Raw genomic sequence first — 12,493 nt, forward strand, 5'->3', positions numbered from 1 at the left:
TTTTTGTACTCTATTTTTCATTAGAAATGACAAAAGAAGAATTACTGAATAGAGCAATCAAAATTGCCGACAAAGCCCATAAAGGACAAACCGATAAATATCATGCCCCTTACATAGCCCACGTAATGCGTGTAATGAATTATGGTAAAACACTGGACGAAAAAATCGTTGGAGTACTGCATGACGTAGTAGAAGACCATCCGGAGGAATTCAGTCTGGATTATTTAAGGTCTGAAGGGTTTCCTGAATATATCATTTTTGCTATCAGCTGTCTTACAAAATTTGATCCGGAAGAAGATTATGATGATTTCATTAAAAGAACAGAAAGATCTTTGCTCTCTGTTGCTGTAAAACTGAATGATCTTCGTGACAATATGGACCTTAGAAGAGTAAACAGAGAACTTACGCCTAAGGATATTAAAAGATTCAACAAATATCTGAAAGCCTATCGTTATCTGATAGAGAAATATTAATAAAAACACATGACTAATAACCTTCCTAAAATTTCATCAGCTTATCAATCCAAGCTGGTCTCTGCTATTGTATCTATTTCGGTTTTTTTCCTGATTTATCTGATACTTATACTCGCATCTCTCCTGATGATATTCTTATTAGGATATGGGGCAATAAAGCTGTTAAGTGTTTCTCTCAACTACTTCACAGTTTTTGGTGCAGCAGGATTATTAAGTGTTGGAGTTTTTGTGTTTATATTTCTTGTTAAATTCATTTTTAAAAAGACGCATTACAGCACCCGCCACCTGATAGAAGTCAACAGATCCCACCAGCCTGCGCTGTTTGCCATTATTGATGAAATTGTAGCTGAAACCAAAGTAAAAGCTCCACAAAAAGTTTTTCTTTCACCCGACGTGAATGCCAGTGTAAGCTATAACTCTGTTTTCTGGAGTATGTTTTTACCGGTAAAGAAAAATCTGACGATTGGTGTTGGGCTTATCAATTCAACCAGTGTAGGAGAATTAAGAACTATTTTAGCCCATGAATTTGGACATTTCTCTCAAAAAAGCATGAAGGTGGGTGGCTATGTGAATCAGGCTGAAAAAATAATTTTTGAAACGGTTTACAATAATAAAGAGTATGAAAATTTTATATTGGAATTTTCGGGAGGCAATGCCGTTTTTAAAATTTTTGGTCTGATATCAGTCAGTTTCATCAATGCATTTCAATCTGTTCTTAAAAGTATTTCAAATTTTCTTTTCAAAAATCATGCATCTCTCCAGAGAGAAATGGAATACCATGCTGATGCAATTTCAACCTTTATTACCAATCCTCAAGAGCAGGCTTCATCTTTACTAAGGCTTGAATTGAGTGATGCAGCTTTTAATTATTCTTTTAATTTTTATGTTGAAAGCCAGCAAAAATATCTTCCAAAGGATCTTTATAAGAACCAGATTTCTTTAATGAAAATTTTATGTGAAAGAAATAATCATCCTTATGTAAACGGACTTCCTAAAATAGATGCCGAAGATCTTACCCGATATAATAAATCCAGAATAGAAATTGAAGATCAATGGACTTCACATCCCGATATCCTGAAAAGAATTGAAAGGATTAAAACAAATAAAACCAGAAATACCGCTGCAGACCACAGATATGCAAAAGAAATCATCAGTGGTTTTGATAATATCTGCGAAATAATGACCGCCAAATTTCTTACTTTACGCAGTGTAAAAGATGTAGGAGAAGTAATAGATGATGAAAGCTTTATAAAACTCTATCTGGATAATAATACCTATCAAACTTTCAGCTCAGATTTTAACGGATATTACGAAAGACATAATCCTATTGTAGAAAATATTGAGTCTTTAATTTCAAGTTCTTCACCTCATCAAGATTCCGATCTTTTCAGTGATAAAAAAGTATCTTTAGTCTACGAGAAATCCGGAATAGAGAGTGATATACAGACTCTGCAATACTTGGTGTCTTATCCTAAAGAAATAAAAACCTTTAGATTTGATGGCAGTCTATACAAAGCAAAAGATGCAGGAAATCTTATTCCTGATCTGGAAAATGAACTGAAAAAGGTACAAGAAGAGCTTCTGGAAAATGACAAAGCTATCTTTCAGCATTATTACCATATTTCTAATGAGGATCTGAAAAAAGACCTGCTCGCCAAGTATAAAAACCTGGCAGTCATAGATAAGGAATTTGATGATTTCCAGAAAAGCCTTAATGAGTTCACCGTATATCTGCAGTTCATGGCAGTCACTTTACCCTTTGACGAAATCCGTAAACATAGAGCTAAACTATTAAAAGCAGAAGAACCCTTTAAACAAAAAACCAGGGAACTTCTTGAAAATTCAGCTTATAAGGAAGCCTTAACCGATGAAGATAAAACCCTTTTACAGGAATTTGTAGATTCTGAATATATTTACTTCAACAAAGACCAATATCTTGAGCATGAAGTAAGTGCTGTATCTTTGCTGATTGAAAAATATAGGGCATTACTCAATGATCACTATCTTAATTCTAAACTGGATTTATTAAACTTTCAGTCAAGTTTAAATAAGAATTAATCCGCACCAGGGAAATCGTAGGTCTTTGTGTGATGATCCGTTCCATCGATGTTGATGTTTAACGCAAGATAGACGAAATGTAAATTTTTGTTTCCTTTCGCTTCAAATTCACGCTGCCAAAGATATCCGCTCACGATTCCGAAGTAATCATCAATCTGATAGCCAAAACCACCATAAACTCTGTTTCTGGCAAAACTAGGTTTCATTGGGCTTACAAAGAAGATTTCGTCATATGCATTAGCGAAGACAGTTCCTTTCTTAATGGTTTTGGAATTTAAAGGAACACTTACATTCAGACGGTATCTGTAACGCATTCTCTGGGAAGTCAGATCTGTTTTTGGCTCATAGAACCAGCTTTTTTCAACACGAAAACGGTTTTCAAACTTTACGATGCCTTTTTTAATATCAATGACATCCTGAAGCCATACTCTGAACTCCTCTCTGCTTAAGCTGTGCTCTTTATAGTTCACATATCTTCCCAATCCTACGAAAGGCTTGTGGTTTTTGGTAAGATTATACCCTATTCCCCCTTTTATCTCATAATAATCAGGATAGGTATAATCTTCGTTGCCACGCATCTGCCCTTCTGCATAAAGGAAAAATTTCGGATGAAACTTATAGGTCAGAGTCACTGCATTGAAGCTGGAAATATGTTCCTGTGCTTTAAAAAAAGAAATTCCAAGTAGTAAACCTAGGCCTATAAGACGTTTCATAAAAAATTTTTGCAAATGTATATTTTTTAACAATTTGTTAATATTAACTTTCATTAATATTGAATTAACACCTACTTAATATTAATTGTGTAAGAAAATCCAATGTGGAACCACCTTTGCGGCATTGCCACTCCAAACGCTTCCGTATAATTCGTATTGGTAATATTGTTAATTAATACATACACTGAGTAATCTTTTTTAGCAAAACTCAACTTTTCATCAACAAGATTATAGGTTCCCAGATTCACTCTTTCGTTGTAACGGTAAACAAGCTCATTGGTAAAGTTTTTCAGGAATTTCACCTCTAATTTGGAAACCAACTGGTGCTTCAGATTATCCAGAATATATCTTGAAACCAAACCATTCTTTTCTTCATATTTACTGTCAATATAAGTATACCCAATAGTATATTTCAGCCAGTCTACCGGCCTGTGGCTCCACTCTGCTTCGATTCCTTTGGTTTTGATGTCTCCTACATTTTCTGCAAACCATACTTTGTCTTTAAGGTCATTTTTAACCCAGTCAATAGAATTGCTGGAGTTCCTTAAAAATCCGCTTATTTTAGCTAAAATTCTGTTATTCTGATATTGATATCCTACCTCGGATGAAAGCGCATTTTCAGGCTGTAAATTCGGATTTCCCTGTTCCGTTCCGCTTACATAATAAAGTTCGGTAAAGGTTGGTATACGGTGTACTTTTGCAATATTTCCGTAGATTTTACTATTAGGATTAAAGTTATAGCCGACATCCAAACCAGGATAAAAGAAATTCCCTTCTTTAGAATAGTTGGCCCAGGAAATTCCCGGACTGATGTTAAGTTTCTTATCCAGTAATGAAAAATGATGTTCAAAGAAAACCTGAGATACAAAACGGTTTCTGTCGCCCAGATTACTGCTTACCAGAAATTCTTTTCTAAGTTCTACACCAATTCCGGTTGTTCCCAATCCCCATTGGTAGATGGAATTCACTTCGCCTCCTACATTATTTCCAATGTGCATGTTTCGGTAGAAACCCGGATTCCATCTGTCATAAAGGTACATATCCTGCCCTCTTCTCCAATATACGTTTGAATTAAGTTTCAACTTTCCAAAAGTCTGCTGATGAGCCACACTTACAATAGAAGCCTGCGTTTCCTCATACTGTTTTGTTGCTGCACTGGAAGCATAAAAACCATTAGCCCCGAATTTCTTTTCCGAAAAGCCGGCCTGTACTCTCACATCTCCATTTTTAATATTCAGTTTCCCCTGATAAAAGACATTTCTGATCTCATAATCAGTATTAAACATATACCCTTCTGAAGAAGCAGAATTAGCCTGAAGGGAGTTAGTAAACTTTTCATTTCCTATCTGAGCATTGAATCCAAGGCCGTAAGTACCGAAATCTCCTCCATCCGCACTGATTTTCACTTTTTTCCCAGGAACAGCTTTGGTAATAATATTGATAACACCGGCATAAGCATTCTGTCCAAAACGTCTGGCAGCCGGCCCTTTTATGATTTCTATTTTTTCTACGTCATCAAGATCCACCGGGATATTCATATTATTATGTCCGGTCTGGGAATCATTCATCCTGATTCCGTTCAGAAGCAGAAGCACCTGCTCAAAAGAGCTTCCCCTGAAACCTATATCACTCTGCACCCCATTGGCTCCTCTCCTTCTGATATCCATTCCTGGTACCTGCTGAAGAATTTCGTCTATACTTTTAGCCGGAGAATTTACAATATCTTCTCTGCTGATAACGCTGATATTCTGGTTAGCACTTTTATAAGGTGTAGAGATAAATTTTCCCTGAAATTCAATGCTTTCAATATCTGTTGTCTTCTCCTGTGCATTTACCCAAAGTAAAGATCCCAGAAAAAAAGCACTTCCTATCTTTTTGATCATAATCGTTTCCGTAGTTTTTTATAACAGATCCCAAAAGTAAGAGAGTTCACTAAGACAGGCAAATGATAGTTATCATAAAAAAAGATGCAGCATAGCGCTGCATCTTTGTGAGGGAGTAATTCTATCTTTTCTTCATTAAATGTGTAACCAGATCTCTGAATAATTTTCTCATTTCTTATTACATATTTAAGGATACAATTTTAAATAATTTTAAAATACAAAACAATAGTTTCATAAAAAAAGTTAACATAATTTCTAAAACTATACAGAATACTGTAGAATAAGCAATAAAATAAGAATAAATCACAAAATCAGTTTCATTTCACCATTTTCCAATGACTATATTTCAATTTTTTTCTCTTAATTTTCCGTTTATGATAATAATTTTTAACAATAAGATATGCATAAAATTTCCAGTAAAAATTCGTAATTTTGTGGGTCTTAATTTTACGATGAAACTATTCTTTTTCAACTGTATTTTTAAACAGTACTTTTTAATAAAATGATGTTACAGGGATCAGATAGATTGAGGAATAGCTTAAAAGTTCAATTGATGACCGCCCTGAAATATTCAGTGGCAAAACACCATTATACTGACGGCCTTAATGCTGTACAGTCACTTTTATGAATAAACAAAATATGGCTAATACAACAGAAATAGACATAAAAAAACAGATTTTTGTTAAGAATGCACATCTTAACAATCTGAAACATATAGATGTCCTGATCCCGAAGAATAAACTGATTGTTATTACAGGAGTTTCAGGAAGCGGTAAGTCATCTTTGGCCTTTGATACCATTTATGCTGAAGGGCAAAGAAGATATGTTGAAAGTTTAAGTTCTTATGCACGTCAGTTTTTGGGAAAATTAGAAAAACCAAAAGTAGATGATATCAAAGGACTTGCGCCGTCTATTGCGATCCAGCAGAAAGTAATTTCTTCCAACCCGCGTTCTACGGTAGGAACATCTACGGAGATTTATGATTATATGAAACTTCTTTTTGCCAGAATCGGGAAAACTTTTTCTCCTGTTTCGGGTGAAGAAGTGAAAAAAGACTCGGTTTCTGATGTGGTAGATTTTATCAAAGCTTCCAAAAAAGACACTTCTTTTTTATTGACAGCTCCTTTGGAATATGATGCGGACAATTTCAAAGAAACCCTGAATATTCTGAAGCTGGCAGGTTTCACAAGACTTGAAATCAACGGGAACCTAGCAGGAATTGAAGACCTGGAAAGCTTTGGATTTGCTCCTGAAAAAGGAATGGCGATCAATCTTGTTATTGACCGTTTCTCCTATGAAGAGGACGAAAGTTTTTTACAAAGACTTGCAGATTCTATTCAGATGGCATTTTATGAAGGACGAGGCTATTGTTCATTAAAAAATACAGATACTGAAAAGGTAAAAGAATTCTCCAATAAGTTTGAACTGGACGGAATGGAGTTTCTTGAACCGAATGTTCATTTTTTCAGCTTTAACAACCCATATGGAGCATGTCCTGCATGTGAAGGATATGGAAAAGTAATCGGAATAGATGAAGATCTTGTAATCCCCAATAAAACATTATCTATCTACGAAGATGCCGTTGTCAGCTGGAGAGGTGAGACTATGAGTGAGTGGAAAAAAGACTTCATCAAAAAGGCTGGAGATTTCCCTATTCATAAACCTTATCACCAATTAACAAAAGAGCAGAAAAACTTCCTTTGGAAAGGTGACGGAAAAAACAGTTTCCCATCCATCAATAATTTCTTCAAAATGCTTGAAGAAAACTTATATAAAATTCAGTACAGGGTAATGCTTTCACGCTACAGAGGAAAAACCCTTTGTCCTACATGTGAAGGATTGAGGCTTCGTGAAGAAACCAGCTGGGTAAAAGTAGACGGACATAACATCCAGTCGATGATAGAACTTCCTTTGGATGAACTGGCTCCGGTGATCAATGGGCTGAAGCTTTCAGATCACGACAAAGAAGTTGCTAAAAGGCTGATCTATGAAATTACAACCCGTCTTGAATTTTTACTAAAGGTAGGATTAGGATATTTAACATTAAACAGGACTTCCAATACCCTTTCAGGAGGAGAAAGTCAGAGAATCAACTTAGCGACCAGCTTAGGAAGTTCTTTGGTAGGTTCTATCTATATTCTGGATGAACCTTCTATTGGTCTTCACTCTAAAGACACGGAAAACCTGATTGAAGTATTGAAAAATCTTCGTGACCTTGGAAATACTGTAATTGTGGTGGAACATGACGAAGATGTAATGAGAGCCGCTGATTATATTATTGATATCGGCCCTGAAGCGGGTTATCTTGGTGGTGAACTGGTATTTGCCGGAGATTATAAAGACCTGAAAAAAGCCAACACGCTTACTTCAGAATATCTTACCGGAAGACTGGAAATTGAAGTTCCGAAAAAACGAAGAAAAGGAAAAGAATGGATTCACATTAAAGGAGCCCGTCAGAATAACCTTAAAAATATAGATGTAGATGTTCCACTGGAAAGCCTGGTTGTAATTTCCGGGGTTTCAGGAAGCGGAAAATCTACTTTGATGAAAGAAATCCTTACCAATGACATTCAGATCCAGCTTGGAATGGGTGGAAAAAAAGGAGATTATGATTCTGTAGAATTCCCGAAAAAACTGATTAAAAATATTGAATTGATTGATCAGAATCCGATTGGAAAATCATCCCGTTCAAACCCGGTAACCTATTTAAAAGCTTACGACGACATCCGTGATCTTTTTGCCAAACAGAAAGTAGCGAAAATGATGGGTTACAAGCCTAAACATTTCTCTTTTAACGTAGATGGCGGAAGATGTGATGAATGTAAAGGAGAAGGAGTTATCAACGTTTCTATGCAGTTTATGGCAGACATTGAGCTTGAATGCGAGGTTTGTAAAGGAACACGATTTAAAAACGAGATCCTTGAAGTAAAATTTGATGAGAAAAACATCTCGGATATTCTTCATATGACCGTAAATGAAGCACTGGAATTCTTTAAAGATAACAATGAAGATAAGATTGTAACGAAACTGAGACCTCTTCAGGAAGTTGGTTTAGGATATCTGCAGCTTGGACAAAGCTCTTCTACACTTTCCGGCGGTGAAGCACAGCGTGTAAAACTGGCTTCATTCCTGGTGAAAGGGGTAACAACGGATAAAACCTTATTTATCTTTGATGAACCTTCCACAGGACTTCACTTCCATGACATTCAGAAGCTATTGAAATCACTGCAGGCATTGATTGATCTTGGACATTCCGTGATAGTTATTGAGCACCAGCCTGATATTATCAAATGTGCAGATTATATTATTGATATCGGTCCGGAAGCAGGAAAACACGGTGGCGAAGTTGTATTTGCAGGAACTCCTGAAGACCTCATTAAAAATAAAAAGTCCTATACGGCAAAATATATCAAAGAAAAACTTGAACAATAAATAAAATCGGCTGTTTTAAAACAGCCGATTTTTTATTTAGATTATCTATCTTTATTCAACCATTACAAAATTATTTCTTTATGCCTTGGAATCCCGAACTATACGATCAGTACAAAGATGTACGCTACAAACCCTTTTACGATTTGGCTGCATTGATCAAGTCTGAAAGCAATATAAAAGCCATTGACTTAGGCTGCGGCACCGGAGAACAAACCTCCATTTTAACAGAAAAACTAACAGGTTCTACATTTTTAGGAATTGATTCATCAGCAGAAATGCTTGAAAAATCGAAGAAGTATGAGAATGAAAATCTGCATTTTAAACTTCAGACTATTGAAGAAACAGCACAGTCTGATCAGAAATGGGATCTTGTCTTCAGTAACGCCGCATTACAATGGGCTGATGATCACGAAACTTTATTTCCTAAAATCATTGGACTGCTATCACCCGGAGGTCAGTTAGCTATTCAGATGCCTGTTCAGAAAGAAAATATCCTGAATCAGATTTTAACGGAAATGGCAGATGAAGAACCTTATATATCACAGTTAGATCATTTCAACCGTGATTCACCGGTGCTTTCGATGGATGATTATGCGCAGATCCTATTTGATAACGGAATTCAGGATATAGAAATTTTCCAGAAGGTTTATCCTATTATCGCAGATGATTATGAGGCTTTATATGAATTTATTTCAGGAACAGCCTTATTACCTTACCTGGAACGTCTGGAAGGAGATCAGAAAGAAAGTTTCATTACTGAATTTAAATCACGCATCGCACAAAAGTTTACAAAATATCCAGCCATCTATGCATTTAAACGCATCCTGATGTATGGCCGTAAGAAATAAAATACATTAAAACAGAAACAGCTGTCTCAGAAATGTCAGTCTGTGTTCAGAATGACATTTCTGAGACAACTACTTCTGTTTATTAATAAAATAGTTACTCTTTCAGATTATACAAAAACGGGCTTTTCCTGATATACTCAGAATTTTCAATCTGAGAAGCCAAAAACTCAGCAAGATCTGCAGCACTGATACCTTCACCTTTGCAGTCTGTGAGACTTGTTTCAGCTTCAAAACTTTCTTCTGTAAGATGAATCAACGGTAACCTTACCAAAGTCCAGTCCAGATTGCTTCCCAAAAGAAGTTCGTATTCTTTTTGTTTGTCTGCTGTTGTCTCAGGATAATTCTGGTACATCCAGTCTGTTGCCATTTTTACCTTTTCATTTTTTTGATCAAATGGTGTATTCACACTCAAACCTGTGGTTACAATATAACGACTGATCCCATGATAATTCATCGCCCTGATTATATTTTTCGCAGCATCACTGAATATAGATTTCTCTCCTTTTGGCTGCCCTAAAGTGCTCATTACAATATCAGCTCCTTCAATCAATGAACGGACAGCTGTTTCATCTCTTACATCTCCTTTTACCACTTCAATTAAGGAATTTTGAGTGGTAAAATTTTCAGGATGTCTTACTAAAAGTTTAAGGGAATATCCTTTTTTCAAAAGGTTTTGAACCAGATATTGTCCGGATTTTCCTGTTCCGCCGATGATGGCAATTTTATAGGTTTTCATAATGATTTTTTTAATATTAAACATTAATAATCAACAGCAGATTAACCGCTAATGACTGTTGATACTGCAAATGACGTATTGTCTTTGCTTTTAAATATGATATAAAATGGATTGGGTTCAGAAAATTGAACCTAAGATGTTCAGGGCTAAAAATAACACCTGATAATAGTAATATGTGTTACGAGATTTTAATGAATTAAAGTTACCTATTTTCCATCATTAAAAAATCAAAAAATTTATGATTTTGACAACATTTATTAAAAGAGAAAGTGTTTAACTTTGATAACAATCTTACTATCAACATATTCCAAAAAAAAAAAAAAAACACTTACACCAAAACAAAATAATAATATGGAACCATTTACAGTAAACATTCCCGAATCGGTAATAACCGACCTGAAAAACCGTATCCAAAACACCAGATGGCCGGCTGAACCAGATGGCTCTGGCTGGAACTACGGCACCAACGAAGCTTATCTGAAAGAGCTTACCAGCTACTGGATGAACGATTACAACTGGAAGATGCATGAACAGCAGCTGAATCAGTATCCGCAGTATACAACCCGCATAGATGGAATTCTGATTCACTTCCAGTACATCAGAGGAAAAGGCCCCAATCCTAAGCCACTGATCCTTACCCATGGCTGGCCGGACAGCTATTACCGTTTTCATAAAATCATTCCATTGCTTACCGAGGGCGAACAGAGTTTTGATCTGATTATCCCTTCAATTCCGGGATTTGGGTTTTCTGATAAAACGACGGTCAGCAGTGAAAGAGTTGCTGATCTTTGGAAAAAACTGATGACGGAAGTACTCGGGTATGAAAAATTCTGTGCTGCCGGAGGTGACATAGGTATGGGAGTAGTAAAAGCATTGATTTCAAAGTATCCGGAAGTACTGGAAGCCGTTCATCTTACAGATGTAGGATACCCAACCGGTCAGGAAGATCCGGCAACAATGAGTGAAGATGAGAAACAATTCGCGCAGTTTGTCCAGCACTGGTGGTACAGTGAAGGAGCTTACGCGATGGTACAGTCTACCAAACCTCAGTCTCTTGCTTATGGACTGAACGACTCTCCTATCGGACTTGCAGGCTGGATCATAAGCTTTATCAACGCCGGATCGCCACCGGAATTAATAGAAACTGCCTTTGGAGGAAAGGATGAAATCCTCACCAATATTATGATTTACTGGGTAACTCAAACGATAGGATCTTCTGCCAGAATGTATAAAGAAGACGCTGCTGCTTTATGGAGCGGAACTCACGTTCATCACAAAAGCAATGTTCCGGCCGGAGTACTCGTATTTCCCCGTGAAGCCCAGTTTCCGAAAGAATGGGCAGAACGTTTTGTACATGTAACCAGCTTTAAAAAAATGGATGAAGGCGGTCATTTTGCCGCCCTGGAATTACCTCATATATTTGCAGATGAACTAAGATCATTCTTTTATTCTTTCAAATAAAAACAATCCATGAAGTATTTCTTTTCTACCCTTTTTGCCATTCCTATTTTTATAACCGACTGTACTGTACAAAAGAAAAACACTGAAAGTCATAATTATGAAGTAAAACTGGATACGTTAGCTATGTTTGACCAAAGCAGAAACCGTAAGATTCCTGTTGCCTTTTATTATCCAAAAGCTGATAAAAAGATTCCCGGCCAGCAGATCGTCATCTTCAATCATGGGTATGGTTTCAATAAAGGCGGAGATTATTTTGTGTATTCTTATTTAACGGAAAAACTGGCTTCAAAAGGTTATTTTACGGTAAGCATTCAACATGAGCTGACGACAGACAGCCCTTTACCAACAGAAGGAAATTTACAGTTGGTAAGAAGGCCTTTCTGGCAAAATGGTTCGGATAACATTCTGTTTGTAATTAATGAACTTAAAAAGACAAAACCGGAACTGGATTATAAACATCTGACATTAATAGGACACTCCAATGGTGGTGATATGGCAGCATTATTCGGTAATCAGCACCCTAACCTGGTGTATAAACTGATTACAATGGATAACCGGAGAATGTTCCTGCCAAGAACTTCAGTTCCTAAAATTTATACTTTACGTTCTAACGATTATCCGGCTGATGAAGGTGTACTTCCCAATGAAGCAGAACAAAAAAAGTATTCTATGACAGTACAAACAACCTCCATCAACCATAGTCACATGGACAATAAAGGCAGTGATGACGAGAAAAAAATCTTAAATGATTTTGTGTTAAAATATCTTTCTGAACAGTAATTTTAAGAAATCATATGTAAAGTCTAAAATTTGTTAATCCTTCTAAACCATTACTAAAATTTGTTAACAGAGTGTATATTTGTTGACAAGTTCTTTATTTTAGCCAAAA

9 protein-coding genes are annotated in these 12,493 nt (G+C 36.1%); 6 read left to right on the top strand and 3 right to left on the bottom strand.

What is annotated here, in order from left to right:
• Positions 1-26: 26 nt before the first annotated feature.
• Positions 27-473 (top strand): phosphohydrolase, encoded by a 447-nt coding sequence (locus SFA27_RS12260; RefSeq protein ID WP_047375800.1) that lies wholly within the window; start codon positions 27-29, stop codon positions 471-473.
• A gap of 9 nt (positions 474-482) precedes the next feature.
• Positions 483-2,531, top strand: a complete 2,049-nt coding sequence (locus SFA27_RS12265; RefSeq protein ID WP_407292289.1) for a M48 family metalloprotease — start codon at positions 483-485, stop codon at positions 2,529-2,531.
• Here SFA27_RS12265 and SFA27_RS12270 read toward each other — a convergent pair.
• Both SFA27_RS12270 and SFA27_RS12275 read right to left on the bottom strand, forming a co-directional pair.
• A complete protein-coding gene (locus SFA27_RS12270) occupies positions 2,528-3,244 on the bottom strand; it encodes a DUF2490 domain-containing protein (protein ID WP_047375163.1) in 717 nt (238 codons plus the stop codon). The genes SFA27_RS12265 and SFA27_RS12270 overlap by 4 nt on opposite strands.
• Positions 3,245-3,315: 71 nt before the next feature.
• On the bottom strand, positions 3,316-5,127 hold the full coding sequence (locus SFA27_RS12275; RefSeq protein ID WP_407292292.1) for a TonB-dependent receptor plug domain-containing protein: 1,812 nt from the start codon (positions 5,125-5,127) through the stop codon (positions 3,316-3,318).
• Positions 5,128-5,766: 639 nt separating this feature from the next.
• On the opposite strand from SFA27_RS12275, the gene uvrA reads away from it, so the two are divergent.
• Together uvrA and SFA27_RS12285 are read left to right on the top strand one after the other, a co-directional pair.
• Entirely contained in the window at positions 5,767-8,559 is a 2,793-nt protein-coding gene (uvrA, locus tag SFA27_RS12280; RefSeq protein ID WP_407292294.1) for an excinuclease ABC subunit UvrA, read from the top strand.
• 80 nt (positions 8,560-8,639) lie between these two features.
• Complete coding sequence (locus SFA27_RS12285) at positions 8,640-9,407, top strand: methyltransferase domain-containing protein (RefSeq protein WP_407292297.1); 768 nt, start codon at positions 8,640-8,642, stop codon at positions 9,405-9,407.
• A 94-nt stretch (positions 9,408-9,501) separates the two neighbouring features.
• On the opposite strand, the gene SFA27_RS12290 is transcribed toward SFA27_RS12285, so the two are convergent.
• Positions 9,502-10,143, bottom strand: coding sequence for an NAD(P)-dependent oxidoreductase (locus SFA27_RS12290; protein WP_407292299.1), 642 nt, complete (start codon positions 10,141-10,143; stop codon positions 9,502-9,504).
• Between the two features lie 351 nt (positions 10,144-10,494).
• On the opposite strand from SFA27_RS12290, the gene SFA27_RS12295 reads away from it, so the two are divergent.
• Both SFA27_RS12295 and SFA27_RS12300 read left to right on the top strand, forming a co-directional pair.
• A complete protein-coding gene (locus SFA27_RS12295; protein WP_407292302.1) occupies positions 10,495-11,604 on the top strand; it encodes an epoxide hydrolase family protein in 1,110 nt (369 codons plus the stop codon).
• Positions 11,605-11,613: 9 nt separating this feature from the next.
• Complete coding sequence (locus SFA27_RS12300) at positions 11,614-12,384, top strand: alpha/beta hydrolase (RefSeq protein WP_407292304.1); 771 nt, start codon at positions 11,614-11,616, stop codon at positions 12,382-12,384.
• Positions 12,385-12,493 lie beyond the last annotated feature (109 nt).

The sequence above is a fragment of the Chryseobacterium sp. HR92 genome, assembly GCF_045689405.1.
In the GTDB taxonomy this organism is placed as follows: domain Bacteria; phylum Bacteroidota; class Bacteroidia; order Flavobacteriales; family Weeksellaceae; genus Chryseobacterium; species Chryseobacterium viscerum_A.